Here is a 15,245-nt window from a genome sequence, read left to right on the forward strand (position 1 = left end):
AGCGACTAGAAAGTCACGGACACGCCCGCGGTGACGGCGCGCCCATCCACCCAGTACCGCGGCAGTCCGAAGTTGGGATCGGGCTGTGCGACGTTCATGAAGTACCCCGTCGCCCTCTGGGTGAAGTAGCCGGTGATGGGCCGGGTGTTGAAGAGGTTCGTGATGCTGCAGCTGGGCGTGACAGTCACGCGGCGGCCCACCTTAAGGGCGCTGCTCAGGTTCAGGTCCACGTTGAGGGTGGAGGGCGTATGGCCCATGTCATCGCGCTGATTGCTTGCGTTCGCGCTCAGGAAGGGATTCAGGCCGTGGGTGAACCAGGCGGCCATGTTGGCAAGGTACAGGCTGCCCAGCGACTGTCCTGAGGTGAGGCCATACCCTGAGTGCCAGGTGAGCGTGGGGCCCAGGTCCACCTTCTGGCCCCACAGGGAGAGGGTGTAGTTGCCCACGACCTTCAGTTCGTGGACCGGGCTGCCTTCGTAGTTGCCCGATTGAATGGTCTTGTTCCAGTCGAATTCTGAGGTGGCGTTCGAATTGACGCCCATGGCGGTGTTGCTGCCGGTATTGGCGGCCACCATGTTCATGCCCGATCCCCGGTAATTGCCGTAGTGGTGGGTCCAGGTGTAGTCCACGGACAGGAAGTGATTCTCCCCCTGGTGTCGGGCGTGCAGGTTGAGGCTGACGAACTTGTCCACAGGATTCGGATAGGGGCTGTTCCAGGTATGGAGCACCCCGTTCTGGTCGTAGAAATCCACATTCCCGGAGCGGGGGTTCCACGTGACCTTCGTATTGGCTAGGACCGGAAAGGCTCTCGTGCCGTCGTCGTTCAGGAAGTAGCTGTCATCCAGCACGTCCTTCATGGTCCAGTACTTCCAGGTGGTTCCGGCACTCCAGCCCTTGGGAAGGGTCCAGTCGCCGCCCAGGGTGAGCGTGTCCTTGTGGGGGAGACGGATGTCTGAGGCATGGGGCAGGGGCTTGCCAACGGTCCCGGAAGCTTGAACGTAGTCCGGTGCGTAGGGCTGGCCGGTGGCCGGGTTGGTCAGGATCGTGTAGGGGCTCTGGCCGTTGCTGTAGTCCTGGTTGTACGTCCAGTGACCCGCAGCCCAGCCGCTCTGGGACGACGTGGAAGCCTTGGCCCAGCTGACGGAGTTCATCGGCAGGGTTTCGAAGAAGCGGCCCCAGTGGGCGTAGATCTTGGTCTTGCCATCGTTGTTCGGATCCCACGTGACGCCGATGCGCGGCTGGAGCTGTCGGCCGAAATTGGCGTACTTGGATAGTTCCACGCCATCGAAGGACCCGGATCCGCCCACCATGCGGGAGGGGTCGTACCGCACGCCGGCGTCCACCCGCACGCCGGGCACGACTTCCCAAAGATCCTTCAAGTAGTAGCTCTTGAAGTAGCCCTTGATGACTGAATTCGTGGGCCCGTACCAGGACTGGTCCAGCACCCGGTAATCCCCATACGGGCTGTAGGTGTCCCCGTTGACGGCATTGCGAATGGAGGTCGACAGGGAAGCGGGAGAACGGTCCTCCGTCCTGGCATCCTGCTGCATGTAGCCGGCCTTCACCTGGTGGGTGCCGTGGGACCACGTGAGATCGACCCGGAACTGCGTATTGGGATTGTCGGAGTACTGGCCGCCGTTGGTGCCCGTGCCCGTGATGTACGTCCAGATTTCGGGGGTGCTGGGGATGTTCGCGGCGGTCCGGCCGGGCCCGTCGATCCAGTAGCGGCTGTCACTCACCGAATACGTGGCTGCGCCGGGCGCGGCCCCATTGGGTGTGACCCGGCTGGGGCTGGTGTATTTCCCGAGGCTCGTCACGAGGAAAAGCTCGGGAGAGACCAGCCAGTTCCAGGTGAGGTTGACGGTCTGACTGGTGGCCGTGTGGTTGGTGCCGTAATCGAGGGTTCCGGCCGACCAGCTGCTGGCGGCGGGGTACTGATGTCCGTCGTTCTGCTCCGTGTGGGCGCGGGTCGCCGAGAGCACGAGCTGGTGGTCCTGGGTGAGGAACCAGTTCATCTTGAGTGAAACGAGATCGGGACCATCCGTGGTTCGGTTCGTCGAGGCCAGCCCGTTCCAGTTGGTGCCTCCGTTCGTGCTCGGGGGCAGCTTGTCCTTGAATCCCTGGTAGCCGAGGAAGAAGAAGAGCTTGTCCTTCACGAGGGGGCCACTCACCGTGGCTCCGTAACGGTGGTACTTGTCCACGGGGAGGGGCTCGGTATCCGGGAACGGGCGGGCGTTGGCCTGCCATTTGGGCTTGGCGATGGAGTTGGGGAAGTTCGTCGCGTAGAAGGCGCTGCCGGACCAATTGTTGGTGCCGGACTTGGTCAGGACGTTGATGGCACCACCCAGCACGTTGTACTCGGCGCCAAAGGCGCCCGTGACAACCTCCACGTTCTCCATGAACTCTTTCGGTGGCTGAAGCGAAACGGCGAGCGTGCTCGTGGTGAAACCCCTGGGCAAGGCGGTTCCGCCGCTCCCCTGATTGGTGCGGGTCTGGTTGGTGATGTTGCCGTCCACCACGAACAGGTTCTGATCGTGGGTGGCGCCGCCGATGTAGTACACGTTGTTCCCGGCGCTCTGGACACCGGGAACGGTCGTCATGATGCCGTCCAGTGCATTGAGGCTGGTCATGTTCGAAGGGATCTTGGAGAGGGTCTCCGCCGTGAGGTTGGTGGCGGTCTGGGTGGTTGTCACGTCCAAATCCCCAGCCTGTCCCACGACGACCACCGTGACCTCGGCCACGGGACGTAACTGGAAATTGATGGTCAGGGTTTCATTGACGTTGACCGTGGTTTTGGCTGTGCTGGTCTGAAAGCCCTGGCGGACCACGGTCAGGGTCCAGGCGCCCGGGTTCATCAGAGGCAGACGGAATTCGCCTTTGCCATTGGTGGTCACCGTGCGACCGACCTGGCCCGATGTGGCCCGGACCTGGACCTCCGCCATGGGCTGGCCATCGGCGCCCTTCACGACGCCGATCAGGGCCCCCGTTTGCAGGCTCTGCCCCATGAGCATCTGCCCACCGACGAGAAGGACGGCCAAGGTAGATAAGGGTTGGAAAGTTCGGCGCATGGATGGGTTCCTTTAAGATGGGAGGCTTCTCGGACGAAGCCTTGAGTGGGCATCGTGGCGAGAAGCGGAACGGTGCTGACGTAATGGGATGGGTTTCAGAGAACGATTCAGGAATTCTCAGTTCAACCTCCAAGGCGGGGATGGTCCGGATGTAAGAAAGGGCACTGGTCCGGTTCAACGGGCGCCTCTGAACGTCGCGGTCGAGCAGGGTTCTCGAGTCGGGGTTCATTCAAGTCACGATGGGCGGGTTGAGCGGGCTGGAGCCATTCTGGACCTGAGCGCCAGGGGTGGAGACCGACGAACCGCTAGGCCCGCTGCACCCCTGGTGGACTTGGTGCGATGAACGCTCGTTTCGGACGAATCAGCCGCGCCGAATGCTCAAAGCGTCCTTCGAAGTGGACGAGCCTGGCCGTCGCTTTTCGGTACTGGGCGGAAGGACAGGCAGAGGCCAGGAACCTTTGTGTTGGTTCATTTCGATTGCCGAAGGTTTCTCCAGCATTCCACTCGAAGGGGGAGCGGCATGCGGGAAAATAATTGGGTTCGCAAGCTGCGTGATATTTAAAAATACAGTCTAGATTCGATCGAACGACATCGAAGGGAACTTCGACATCAGTCGTCGTGAGGGCTCCGACCTGATATATCAGAAGATGTCCTGGGGGATCCCGTGCGCGTTCGTGCTTGGTCGGTGGGCCTGTTGATCGTCCTGACTTCCTGGGGGAGTCTCCGGGCGGCGGATATCGATCTCAACGGCCCCTGGAAGATGAAGGACTTCACGCGGGGGATGGGCGTCCAGAAGGGGGTGCAGCGGCCGGGCCACTCCCAGGCGGGCTTCCTGAACGTGACGGTGCCCACGACGGAGCGGGCGGCTCTGCTGAAGGCCGGAGAGATCCCGGATCCCTACGTGGGCACGAACAACGAGGGGAGCCTCTGGACCGAGGAGAAAGAGTGGTGGTTCCTCAAGGCGTTCACGGTGCCCGCGGCGCTGCGGGGCCAGAGCATCGACGTGGTGTTCGACGGAATCGTCTATCGCGGCGAGGTCTGGCTCAACGGCGAGCCCCTGGGCCGCATGGAAGGCATGTTCAACCCCTTCGCCTTCCCGGTCTCGAAGGCCCTGCGCTATGGAGAAAAGAATTACCTCGCCGTGCGCCTGGAGGCCCCCGAGGACGCGACCCAGCGCAACCTCGTGCGCGGCTATCAGTACGACCTGCAGCCGGACCGCCCCCAGCGCCACGTTATCAGCCAAAGCCTCTACTGCTGGGACTGGGCGCCCCACATGGTGGTCACGGGCATCTGGCGCCCCGTGCGCCTGCGCGTGAGCGGGCCCCTGCGCGTGGAGCGGCCCTGGGTGCGAAGCACCCTCATGCCGGCGCGCAGTACCCTCATTCCGGTGCGCAGCACGCTGAAGGGGGATCCCGCCCGCCCGGACGCCCGCCTGGACATCCAGGTGGAGACGACCAACACGACGGACCAGGATCAGGAGGCCACCCTCATCGCCACCCTGAAGCCGAAGACCTTCAATGGGGAATCGCGCTTCCTTCGGCAATCCCTGCGCCTGGCGCCCCGGGCCACGGTGCAGGCGCGCTTCGAGGTGGATCTGATCGCGCCGCGCCTCTGGTGGCCCAACGGCATGGGCGACCCGGACCTCTACACCTGCGAGGTGAAGGTCCTGTGCGGCGGAAGACCCAGCGAATCGGCGACCACCTCCTTCGGCATCCGCGAGCTGAAGATCGTGGCCAATGAGAACACCGAGGCCTTCCTGAAGAGCATGGCCGACAGCGTTCAGACCGGCGCCAGTTCGACAGACCTGGTGGCCGTGCAGCACCTGGGCAAGGTGGTGGGGGCCTATCCGTGGACCTTCCAGATCAACGGCAAGAAGATGTTCGCCAAGGGCAGCAACTGGGTGCCCGCGGATCAGATGCTGCGCCTCGACCGGGCGCGCTACGCGCACCTGCTGGACCTGGCCAGGGACGCGCACTTCAACCTCTTCCGCGTCTGGGGCGGGGGTCTCTTCGAAACGGAGGACTTCTACGAACTCTGCGACGAGAAGGGCCTGCTCAACTGGTTCGAATTCCTGTCCAGCAGCGACTTCTCCGGGATCGACCGGGACCGCTTCACCCAGGCGGCGCGTGCGGCCCTGCGGCGCATCCGCAATCATCCGAGCCTCACCTACTACTGCGGCGGCAATGAATTCGATCCCGACGACAAGGGCGTGAAGGATCTCATCGACCGCCTGGGCGAGGTGGTGAAGGCCGAGGATCCGGATCGCGAATTCCACCGCGCCTCGCCCTACATGGGCGACGATCATTACTGGGGTGTCTGGCATCGCTTCGCGCCCTACACGGAATACCGCCGCGTGCGGCCCTTCCGCAGCGAGGCGGGCTTGAACGCGCTGCCCGTGCTGGAGAACTACCGGAAGTTCACACCCGATGACAAGCTTTGGCCCGTGGACGCGCAGTGGCTCGAATACCGCGGCTCCTACCAGGTGAACTTCAGTCACCTGCCCAAACAGGACCGCTACGCCAACGAGTTCGGTCCCGCGAGCGGCATCGCCGAGTACATCCGCCACTCACAGATGGCCCAGGCTCTGGCGGACGGCTTCAACATCGAGTTCTGCCGCTCGAAGAAGTTCCAGAACAGCGGCGTGCTCATCTGGCAGTTCAACGATGCCTACCCCTGCGCTTCATGGTCCCTCGTGGACTGGTACGGCACGCCGAAGGCCGCCTACTACGCCGCCCGCCGCGCCTGCAGGCCCCTCCACGTGGCGGCGGATTTCGAAACCTACCTGTGGAAGCCCGGCGCCACCTTCAAGGCCGCGCTGAGCCTGCTGAATGACCTCGATCTGCCTCAGTCGCACCTGAAGGTGGAATCGATCCTCATGGACCTGCAGGGCCACCTGCTGGACCGTCAGGAGAGCTCCGGCGACGTGGGCGCCAACGCCTCCCGCCCCGTGCTGACGCACACCTGGCGCATCCCTGAAAACATGGAAGGCCGCAGCTTCCTGCTGGCCGTGCGCCTGCGCGACGCGGCGGGAACCCTGATCAGCGAACTGCTTTATCCCATGGCGGCCCGCACGACGACGCCCATCCAGGCCACGCCCGAGCAGGCGAAGGACCGCGGCTTCAACCGATTCGCCCACTACGCAAACATCCTCGACGAATGCCAGAAGCTGCCCAGGGTCGAACCCGACCTGAGGGCGGAGGCCCTGCCGGGCGAGGCGAGGGTCTGGCGCATCACCCTGCGCAACCCCGGATCGGGGCCGCTCTTCGATGCGAGGCTGCGCCTGGACGGCGAGGACGAGACCTTCCGGGCCGCCTACAGCGACAACCACCTCAGCCTCCTCCCCGGCGAGGAGCGGCGCCTGACGGTCCGCCTGACGCCCTTGAAGCCGGGGCCGCTGACCGTTCCCCATCTCCAGCTGGAGGCCTGGAACGCCAGCGCCGCCTGCGTCTTGGCGCGCTAGATCGCCGGATCCCTCCGTGACCCAACCTTGATCCCATGAGGACACCATGAACGCTTTGAAGACCACAGCCATTCTCGCCGGATTCCTGGGCCTCCTGTCCCTGCAGGCCGAAGAGGCACGCCACCCCTTTTCCGTGGATCTGCGCCACACCTACTTCAGCCGCCGTGAATCCTGGATGACGCTCTACCCCACGGAGCAGGCGGCCACGCTGCGCTACTACTTCGCCCGCATGTACAACACCCGGGGTGAGTGGCTGGACCTGACCTTTCTGCAGGGCGGGAAGGCGCGCCCGGTGGCCTTCGCGGCGAGCGCGAGCGAGCTTTCGATCAGGGCCGGTGGGGAAGGGGCGCCCTCGGCGCGGGCCTACTTCGTCGGCCCCTTGGACACCGTGGTGGACGGGCGGGGCTTCGACCTGCGAATCGGTGCCGTGAAGGAGGGCCTGGACCTGGCAACCTCGCGGATGGAGACGCCCGGCCAGATCGCCTTCGAATCCGAAGGTTGGACCTGTCGCATCGAAGTGAAACAGGGGCGAGCCGAGCGGGAGGGGAAGGGTTGGGTCCTGCGGGCCGTGGATGGACGTCTTCGAGTGGCTTTCCGCCTCTTTCGCGGCCAGGCACCTGCGCCCCTCGCCGTCGATCCGGATCACGACGTGGCGGCGATCCAGAAGGGCTGGGAGAGCTGGCGGGCCAAGATGCCGGCCGTGGCGCCGGAACGCACGCACATGGCCGAGACGGCCTGGTGGAACCTCTGGAGCCTCTACGCGCCGAAGGATGATGTCTTCGTGACGCCCGCGGTCTTGGAGGCCAAGGCCCACATGAATTCGGAGTGGCCCTGGGACCACTGTTTCGTGGCCCAGGCCCTTGGCATGGCGGACCTGGATGCGGCCCTGGACGAGTTCATGATTCCCTTCGCGAACATGGATGCGAAGGGACAATTGCCGGATCGCATGCTTCCCGACGAGATCTACCGGGGCGCTTCCAAGCCGCCCATTCACGGCTGGACGCTCATGCAACTCATGAAGCGCCACGCCTTCACGCAGGCCCAGCTTGAGCGCGTCTACGGCCCCCTCGTGAAGTGGACGGAGTTCTGGTTCGCCCAGCGGGACCTCGACCAGAACGGCCTGCCGGCCTACGGTGGCGAGCACAGCGGCTGGGAGAGCGGTTGGGACAATGCCACCGTCCTGGGAAACCCCAAGGCCAAGTACGAATCCCCGGATCTGCAGGCCTACCTGGTGCTCCAGATGAAGGCCCTCGGCCACATCGCCGGGCTCTTGGGCAAGGCCGAAGAGGCGAAGCGCTGGGAGACTCGCGCCGTCGCCCATCAGAAGCTGCTCATGAAGGAACTCTGGAACGGGCAGTCCTTCACCGTGAGGGAGGAGGCGACGCACGCCGCCAAGACGGATTCCGCCTGTCTGCTGCCTTACATGCCGCTGATCCTGGGCGAGCACCTGGACAAGGCGGTATTCAATCGCCTGGCGGATGATCTGGAGGCCCGCTTCCTCACGCCCTTCGGCCCGGCGACGGAGGCGCCCACCAGCCCCGCCTACACTCCGGACGGCTATTGGCGCGGCCCCATCTGGGGGCCCACGACCTTCATCCTGGTCGACGGTCTGGCGCGCGGGGGACGGAAGGATCTGGCCCGCGAAATCGCCCGGCGCTTCAGTGACATGGTCCAGCGCGTCGGCGGGCACTACGAAAACTACGATGCGCTGACGGGCCAGCCGCTTTGTTGCAAGGGCTACGCCTGGACGGCGGCCGTGGACCTGCTCTTCGCCCACGACTACCTGCGTTGAGGCTTTCTCGAACAGGGGCGCCCATCCAGGTCCGCCCCTCATCTCCCCCGGAAGCTGCGCCGGTAGGCGATGGGAGCGGTGCCGAGGGCTTCGCGGAAGCGCAGGCGCAGGGAGACGGCGGATCCGAAACCGGCCAGCGTCGCCACGTGGTCGATGGGGTGATCCGTCGTCTCCAGCAGGCGCTGGGCGAAGGCGAGACGCTGCTGCATGAGCCAGCTCCAGACGGTGGTTCCGGTCTCCTTCTGGAAGCGGCGTGTGAAGGAGCGTCGGCTCATGCGCGCGCGCTCGGCCAGGCTGTCGAGGGAGTGCGGCCGGTCCAGGTGGGCGCGCGCCCATGCCAGGGTTTCGGTGAAGGGATTGAGCTCAGGCGAGGGCGGCACCGGCTGCTCGATGAACTGGGCCTGGCCCCCTTGGCGGTGAGGCTGGACCACCATGCGGCGGGCCACGGCGTTGGCCACCTCGGCGCCGCAGCGGCTCCGCAGCAGGTGCAGGCAGCAGTCGATGCCCGCGGCCGCGCCCGCCGAAGTCAGCACCTCGCCGTCATCCACGTAGAGCACGTCGGCGTCGAGGCGGACCTGGGGAAAACGGCGGGAGAACAGATCCGCCCAATGCCAGTGGGTGGTGGCGGGGCGGCCGTCGAGCAGGCCCGCCTCGGCCAGCACGAAGGCGCCCAGGCAGAGCCCCACGATGCGCGCGCCACGGGCGTGGGCCCGCTGCAGGGCCCGCAGCAGGGTCTCGGGCGGGCGCTCCAGGGGATCCCGCCAGCTGGGCACGATGATGGTATCGGCCCAGGAAAGGGCCCCCAGGCCATGCCGCGTGCGGATCTCAAAGCCCGCCGAGGTGCGTAGCGGCCCCGGCTCCGCGCCGCAGACCCGGAGGTTGTAGGGCGGCACGCCGAGATCGGGCCGGGCTTCGAAGACGGCGCAGGGCACCGAGAGGTGGAAGGGACTGATGCGATCAAAGGCGATCACGGCGAGGTTGCAGGGGGGAATGGGCGTTTCTGGAGCCATGGCCCAATTCTATCGAAGATTGTCCTTCGGGCCACTTTCGGGAAGGGGGCGCTGAACCCACTCTGACGCCGTCCGGTCGTCCCGGACCTTTTCAGGAGCCTCCCATGAACCCTTCCATCAATCCTTCCCTCAGGCGCGCCCTCGTGGTCATCGACGTTCAGGAGGAGTACGTCACCGGCGGCCTTCTGATCGAATACCCGCCCATCCAGGAGTCGTTGGCCAACATCGGAAGGGCCATGGATGCCGCCCGCGCCGCGGCCATTCCCATCGTCGTCGTCCAGCACACCGCGCCGCCCTCGGCGCCGGTCTTCGTCAAGGGCACCCCGGCCTGGGAGCTGCATGAGGTCGTGAGCTCCAGGCCGCGGGATCACTACGTCGAGAAGGCGTTCCCCAGCGCCTTCGCGGGCACGGACCTGGCTGCGTGGCTGAAGGCCCGGGGCGTCGACACGATCACGGTGGTGGGCTACATGACCCAGAACTGCGACGATTCCACCCTCAAGCAGGCGGAGAGCGCGGGCCTGAAGGCCGAGTTCCTCCAGGACGCCTCCGGGGCCGTGCCCTACGAGAATCGCGCGGGCTTCGCCAGCGCCGAAGAGATCCACCGCGTCTACTCCGTCGTGCTCCAGTCCCGCTTCGCCTCGGTGATGAGCACGGAGGCCTGGATCGAGGCCGTCAGCCACAACACGCCGGCGCCGGCCGTCGAGACGATCTTCGATTCCAACCAGCGCGCGCGGCGCCGCCAGGGGGTTCCCGCCTGACCGGATCGTCCCGAAAGTGCCCGGCCTGAGCCTTGAAGGGCAGCCCAAAAAAAACTGTTCCGACCTGTCCAAACGGGGCACCGTGGAGCGTCATGAGGGTGAAGGGTGGCATGGGGCCCCCGCGGTTCGACAAGGAGGTTCCGGTGCAGTACATGCTTCTGGACTATGTGAGGGAAGAAGGCTGGACCGCCCTGACCAAGGTCGAGCAGGTGACGTGGCTGGGCGCCTACAAGGCCTATCTGGAGGCCATGGCGGAAGCCGGTGTGCTCAAGCACAGCCTGGGCCTCCACCCCACCGCGTCGGCGACGACCCTGCGCACCGTGGAGGGCGACCTCCAGGTGCTCGACGGGCCCTACGCCGATTCCAAGGAGCAGCTGGGCGGCTTTCACCTCATCGAGGCGCCGGACCTGGATGCGGCCATCGCCTGGGCCGCCCGCTGTCCGACGGTGCGCCACGGGGTGGTGGAAGTGCGCCCGGTGATGAACGTGGATCTTGCCACCCTGATCCAGCAGATCCAAGGCTCGGACACCTGAGGCCTGCACCGATTCGATCCGTTTCCTTCCGGTGCTTACGATCAAGGAGCAGACATGCGCAAGCTCAGGGTGTTCAACCATGTGTCGCTGGACGGCTACATCGCCGACGCGAAGGGCGACATGAGCTGGGCCCACCAGCAGGATGAGGAATGGAACGCCTTCGTGGCGGGCAACGCCCAGGGCGAAGCGGAGTTCCTGTTCGGCCGGCGGACCTACGAACTGATGGCCTCCTTCTGGCCGACGCCCATGGCCCTGGAGCGGATGCCCGTGGTGGCCGAAGCGATGAACGGGAATCCGAAGGTGGTTTTCTCGCGCACGCTTGAACGGGCCACCTGGAACCGCACGCGGCTGGTGAAGACGGATCCCGTCGCGGAAGTCCTGAGGATGAAGCAGACCCCGGGGCCCGACCTGATGATCTTCGGGAGCGGCAGCCTCATCGCGCCGCTGGCGGAGGCGGGCCTCATCGACAGCTTCCAGCTGGTGGTCAACGCCCTCGCCCTCGGCGGCGGCACGCCGATGTTCGGAGGGCTCCAGGCGCCGCTTCGGCTGAAGCGGACGGACCTGCGCGCCTTCGGCAACGGCAACGTGCTGCTCAGCTTCGAGCCGCTGCGGTGACGGCGGCGAGGCGGCGCGCATGACGCAGCGCGAAGACGAGGCCCATCGCGCCCTCGAAACCGCGGCGCGGCAAAGCTACGGCAAGCTCATCGCCTGCCTGGCGGCGGGCACGCGGGACATCGCCCTGGCCGAAGACGCGCTGTCCGAGGCCTTCGCCGCCGCGCTGGCCGCCTGGACAGACCAGGGTTGTCCCGCCCGTCCCGAAGGCTGGCTTCTGACCGTGGCGCGCCGGAAGATGATCGATCAGTATCGCGGTCGCCGCCGGGACGAGCTGGCCGCCGAGCAGTGGCGGATCCTGGTCGAGGACGCGGCCACGGAGACCGCGGAGGCCGACCTTCCGGACCGCCGCCTCGCGCTGATGTTCGCCTGCGCCCACCCCGCCATCGAGGCTTCCGTCCGGGCGCCGCTCATGCTGCAGACCGTGGTGGGGCTGGACGCGAAGCAGATCGCTTCAGGTTTCCTCATGTCGCCTTCGGCCATGGGCAAGCGGCTCGTCCGGGCCAAGGAGAAGATCCGCCGGGCGGCCATCCCCTTCCGCATTCCCGAGCGCACGGAATTGCCCGCCCGCCTCGATGCGGTGCTGGAGGCCATCTACGCGGCCTTCACGGAAGGCTGGTCCGATCCCGCAGGAACGGATGCGCAGCGGCGGGGGCTCACGGAGGAGGCGCTGTTCCTCGCGCGTGTGGCGGTGGACCTGTTGCCGAAGGAGCCCGAGGCCCTCGGTCTGCTCGCCCTCCTGCTGCACCTGGAGGCCCGTCGCCGCGCGCGGCGCGACGGACAGGGCGACTACGTGCCCTTCGCCGATCAGGACACGGCCCTGTGGGACGCGCCCATGATCGCCGAGGCCGAGGCCGTGCTTCAGCGCGCCGGCGCCATGGGCGCGCCGGGCCGGTACCAGCTCGAAGCCGCGCTGCAGTCGGCCCACGTGCACCGCCGGCTCAGGGGCGGAGCTCCCTGGGCGGAGGTCCTGCGGCTCTACGATGCGCTCTTCGCGATCACGGGATCCCCCGTGGTGGCGATCAACCGCGCCATGGCCCTGGCCGAGCTGGAGGGACCGACGCGGGCCCTCGAAGCCCTGTCCGAGGTGGCCGCCGATGCGCGGCTGGTGGAGTACCAGCCCTACTGGGCCGTTCGCGCAGACCTGCTGGCCCGGGCGGGGGAGCGCGCCGAGGCACGCCACGCCTACGAGGTGGCCATCGGCCTGCAGCGGGATCCAGCCGTGCGCCGTTTCCTGCAGGGGCGGTTGTCTTCTTTGCAGGAAGATTCCTGATCGCTGTCTGGGGGAACAAGGGCGGCGACCCGCTTCGGGACTTCGGGCATGACAGGGGGCGGGGCCTGCCCTAGGCTGCTCGAATGCGACTGCCGACCCTGCCTTCCATCGACCTGACCCAGCGGACCGCCTTCCAGGCCCACCTGGACGACCTCACCAAGCCCCTGGGCGCCCTGGGCGGTCTGGAGCGGTTGGGCCTGCGCCTGGCGCTCATCGCGGGGACCTGCCGCCCCCAGGATCCACCGGCCTTCCTGCTGACCTTCGCGGGCGACCACGGCATCACGCGGCACGGCGTCTCCGCCTATCCGGCCGAAGTCACGCCGCAGATGGTGGCGAACCTCGCGGCGGGCGGCGCGGCGAGTTCGGTGCTCTGCCGGCTCAACCGCATCACGCACCGCGTGGTGGACGTGGGCGTGGCCGCGCCCTGCGACTTCCCGGGCGTCATCCAACGCAACGTCGTGCGCGGCACCGCCGATCCCCTGCAGGGCCCGGCCATGATCCGCGCGGAGGCCGAAGCCTGCCTGCAGGCGGGCCTGGACGAGGTGGCCTCCCTGCCCGAGCACGCCTTCGCCCTGCTCGCCGTCGGGGAAATGGGCATCGGTAATTCCGCCGTGGCGGCCCTGCTCTGTTGCGCGCTCGGGGGGCTCAGCCCCGAAGCGGCCGTGGGCCCGGGCACGGGCGTCCAGGGCGAAGCTCTCGCGCAGAAGGTGCGCGTGGTGGCCCAGGTGCTGGCCCATCACGCACCCGACGCCAAGGATCCCCTCGGCGTGCTGGCGGCCATCGGCGGCGCCGAGTTCGGCGCCATGGCGGGCGCCATGCTGGGCGCCGCGTCGCGCGGCTGGGCCGTGGTGGTGGACGGCTACATCGCGGGAGCGGCGGCCCTCGTCGCGCTGCGCCTCGATCCGAAACTCGAGGATTTCCTCGTGTGGTCCCACCGCAGCGCCGAGCCCGGTGCGAGCCGCCTGATGGAACGGTTGGGCGCGGAGCCCGTGCTTGATCTGGGACTGCGCCTGGGCGAAGGCAGCGGCGCGGCGCTGGCCGTGCCCATCCTGCGGGCGGCCTGCGCGGTGATGCGCGAGATGGCCACCTTTTCGGGCGCCGGCGTGTCCACGGCCCTGGAGCCCGAAGCCTCGAACGCCGACGCCTCGTGAGAACCCTGCTCGCGGCCCTCCGCTTCCTCACGCGCCTGCCCCTGCCAGGACGACCCACGGAAGTCCACGAGATCCAGGGTGCCGTGGTCTGGTTTCCCCTGGTGGGCGCCGGCGTGGGCGCCTTCACGGGCTGGATCCACGTGCTGGGCTGCCGACTCTGGCCCCCCACCGTCGCGGCGGCCTTGGCGGTGGCGGCGGGCCTGCTGCTCACGGGCGGCTTCCATGAGGACGGGCTGACGGACGCGGTGGACGGCCTGGGCGGCGGATTCACGAAGGAGAAGGTGCTCACGATCATGAAGGACAGCCGCATCGGCGCCTACGGCAGCATGGCCCTCGTGTGCGCGCTGCTGCTGCGCTGGAGCCTGCTGGTGGCGCTCGGGAATCGCGCCGTGCCCGTGTTCGCCCTGGCCATGGCCCTCGGACGTTGGAGCATCCTCCACGTGCTGACGTTGCTTTCGCCCATCGCCGAAGGGCTGGCGAAGGAAGTTCACCGTCGCGGGAGCTTCGGCCCCTGGCTTGGCGGCACGGCGCTCATGCTGGTTCTCGCGGGGGGAGGCTACGCGCTGAGTCTTCCGCGCATTCCCCTCGCGATCCTCGCGGCGACGGCGGCGAGCCTGCTCTGGGCCTGGCGCCTGAAGGTGCGTCTCGGTGGCCACTGCGGCGACGCGCTGGGCGCCACGGCCATGCTGGCGGAAGCCGCGGCCCTGCTGGTGTGGGTCGCGCGTTGACGCGGCTCATGCTGCTGCGCCACGGCCCCACGACCGCGAGCCAGGGCGGCGCGCCGCTGGGCAGGCTGGACCTGCCCGTGAGTCCCGAGGGCGAGGCGCGCTGGCCCGAGGTGAAGCGCCACCTCCAGGCCCTGAATCCGGAGCGTGTGCTGTGCTCGCCGCTTCAGCGCAGCCGCCGCCATGCCGAGGACCTGGGATTTCCCCTCACGGTATTGGAGGATCTGTCGGAGCAGGCATTCGGCACTTGGGAAGGCCGTCCCTGGGATGAACTCTGCGCCGCGGAACCCACCGCCACAACCGCATTCTTCGAGGCACCCTTTGAGTCACCCGCGCCGAATGGCGAATCCTTCGACGCGGTGACGCGTCGTGCCCTGCGCGCCTTCGAGGGCGCCTGGGATCCCGCGCGCACCACGCTCGTGCTCGCCCACGCGGGGCCCCTGCGCGCGATCCTCACGCACCTGCTCGGCGAGCCTCGCGAACGGGCGTTGGAGGTGGTCTGGCAACCCTTCGGCCTCACCTGCCTGGAGGTGGATGAGGAAGGGCGCGCAGGGCTGTGCTGGCATAACCACGTGCTGCCAGGAATGCCTTGTGATCCGGAAAGCCCCGTGTTTAGATCGGGGTTCTGACATCGCGTCCTGTGATGTTCGGGAAGCCGGTGAGATTCCGGCACTGCCCCGCAACGGTAAGCGCCATCCCCCGGGATGAGACCGCAAGCCCAGCCACTGAGATTTCTTGGGAAGGCTGGGGGGATCGCCAAGATCCTGTCGCGCGCAAGTCCGGAGACCGGTCCAGGACCTAGACCCCCGTCGCGGGAGCGGGCGGTTCGGATCCCTAGGATCCGTCCGTCTCCCCGACCTTCA

11 protein-coding genes and 1 riboswitch are annotated in these 15,245 nt (G+C 67.1%); of the genes, 9 read left to right on the plus strand and 2 right to left on the minus strand.

Going from position 1 to position 15,245, the window contains the following annotated elements; all coding sequences use genetic code 11:
• Positions 1 to 5: 5 nt before the first annotated feature.
• On the minus strand, positions 6 to 3,011 hold the full coding sequence (locus tag QSJ34_RS09960; RefSeq protein WP_285574553.1) for a TonB-dependent receptor: 3,006 nt from the start codon (positions 3,009 to 3,011) through the stop codon (positions 6 to 8).
• Positions 3,012 to 3,732: 721 nt separating this feature from the next.
• Between QSJ34_RS09960 and QSJ34_RS09965 the strand changes: the two genes are divergently transcribed.
• Together QSJ34_RS09965 and QSJ34_RS09970 are read left to right on the plus strand one after the other, a co-directional pair.
• Positions 3,733 to 6,528 (plus strand): glycoside hydrolase family 2 protein, encoded by a 2,796-nt coding sequence (locus QSJ34_RS09965; RefSeq protein ID WP_285574556.1) that lies wholly within the window; start codon positions 3,733 to 3,735, stop codon positions 6,526 to 6,528.
• Positions 6,529 to 6,574: 46 nt separating this feature from the next.
• On the plus strand, positions 6,575 to 8,320 hold the full coding sequence (locus QSJ34_RS09970) for an amylo-alpha-1,6-glucosidase (RefSeq protein WP_285574559.1): 1,746 nt from the start codon (positions 6,575 to 6,577) through the stop codon (positions 8,318 to 8,320).
• Between the two features lie 38 nt (positions 8,321 to 8,358).
• Here the strand turns inward: QSJ34_RS09970 and QSJ34_RS09975 are convergent, their stop codons facing one another.
• A complete protein-coding gene (locus QSJ34_RS09975; protein WP_285574562.1) occupies positions 8,359 to 9,330 on the minus strand; it encodes a GlxA family transcriptional regulator in 972 nt (323 codons plus the stop codon).
• 104 nt (positions 9,331 to 9,434) lie between these two features.
• Between QSJ34_RS09975 and QSJ34_RS09980 the strand changes: the two genes are divergently transcribed.
• From QSJ34_RS09980 to QSJ34_RS10010, 7 genes are all read left to right on the plus strand, one after another.
• Complete coding sequence (locus tag QSJ34_RS09980; protein WP_285574565.1) at positions 9,435 to 10,088, plus strand: cysteine hydrolase family protein; 654 nt, start codon at positions 9,435 to 9,437, stop codon at positions 10,086 to 10,088.
• Positions 10,089 to 10,180: 92 nt separating this feature from the next.
• Complete coding sequence (locus QSJ34_RS09985) at positions 10,181 to 10,621, plus strand: YciI family protein (protein ID WP_285574567.1); 441 nt, start codon at positions 10,181 to 10,183, stop codon at positions 10,619 to 10,621.
• Positions 10,622 to 10,675: 54 nt separating this feature from the next.
• Positions 10,676 to 11,236 carry a dihydrofolate reductase family protein gene (locus QSJ34_RS09990; protein ID WP_285574569.1) on the plus strand — a complete coding sequence of 187 codons (561 nt, stop codon included), beginning with the start codon at positions 10,676 to 10,678 and terminating at the stop codon, positions 11,234 to 11,236.
• 19 nt (positions 11,237 to 11,255) lie between these two features.
• The gene (locus QSJ34_RS09995) at positions 11,256 to 12,506 is read left to right on the plus strand and encodes an RNA polymerase sigma factor (RefSeq protein ID WP_285574576.1); all 1,251 of its coding nucleotides are present in this window, start codon (positions 11,256 to 11,258) and stop codon (positions 12,504 to 12,506) included.
• A gap of 83 nt (positions 12,507 to 12,589) precedes the next feature.
• On the plus strand, positions 12,590 to 13,657 hold the full coding sequence (gene cobT / locus QSJ34_RS10000) for a nicotinate-nucleotide--dimethylbenzimidazole phosphoribosyltransferase (RefSeq protein ID WP_285574579.1): 1,068 nt from the start codon (positions 12,590 to 12,592) through the stop codon (positions 13,655 to 13,657).
• A complete protein-coding gene (gene cobS, locus QSJ34_RS10005; RefSeq protein ID WP_285574582.1) occupies positions 13,654 to 14,385 on the plus strand; it encodes an adenosylcobinamide-GDP ribazoletransferase in 732 nt (243 codons plus the stop codon). Before cobT ends, cobS begins: the two co-directional genes overlap by 4 nt.
• Complete coding sequence (locus QSJ34_RS10010; protein WP_285574585.1) at positions 14,382 to 15,011, plus strand: histidine phosphatase family protein; 630 nt, start codon at positions 14,382 to 14,384, stop codon at positions 15,009 to 15,011. The genes cobS and QSJ34_RS10010 overlap by 4 nt, the downstream gene beginning before the upstream one ends.
• Positions 14,992 to 15,192, plus strand: a riboswitch (cobalamin riboswitch). Its footprint overlaps the gene before it by 20 nt.
• The last annotated feature ends 53 nt before the right edge of the window (positions 15,193 to 15,245 follow it).

This window comes from Geothrix limicola (genome assembly GCF_030268085.1).
Classification (GTDB): domain Bacteria; phylum Acidobacteriota; class Holophagae; order Holophagales; family Holophagaceae; genus Geothrix; species Geothrix limicola.

What these genes read in the sequence shown, in the direction of transcription:
- QSJ34_RS09960 (WP_285574553.1), bottom strand. Translation starts at nt 3,011, where the DNA reads ATGCTCATGGGGCAGAGCCTGCAAACGGGGGCCCTGATCGGCGTCGTG.
- QSJ34_RS09970 (WP_285574559.1), top strand. Translation starts at nt 6,575, where the DNA reads ATGAACGCTTTGAAGACCACAGCCATTCTCGCCGGATTCCTGGGCCTC.
- QSJ34_RS09975 (WP_285574562.1), bottom strand. Translation starts at nt 9,330, where the DNA reads ATGGCTCCAGAAACGCCCATTCCCCCCTGCAACCTCGCCGTGATCGCC.
- QSJ34_RS09980 (WP_285574565.1), top strand. Translation starts at nt 9,435, where the DNA reads ATGAACCCTTCCATCAATCCTTCCCTCAGGCGCGCCCTCGTGGTCATC.
- QSJ34_RS09985 (WP_285574567.1), top strand. Translation starts at nt 10,181, where the DNA reads ATGAGGGTGAAGGGTGGCATGGGGCCCCCGCGGTTCGACAAGGAGGTT.
- QSJ34_RS09990 (WP_285574569.1), top strand. Translation starts at nt 10,676, where the DNA reads ATGCGCAAGCTCAGGGTGTTCAACCATGTGTCGCTGGACGGCTACATC.
- QSJ34_RS09995 (WP_285574576.1), top strand. Translation starts at nt 11,256, where the DNA reads ATGACGCAGCGCGAAGACGAGGCCCATCGCGCCCTCGAAACCGCGGCG.
- cobT (WP_285574579.1), top strand. Translation starts at nt 12,590, where the DNA reads ATGCGACTGCCGACCCTGCCTTCCATCGACCTGACCCAGCGGACCGCC.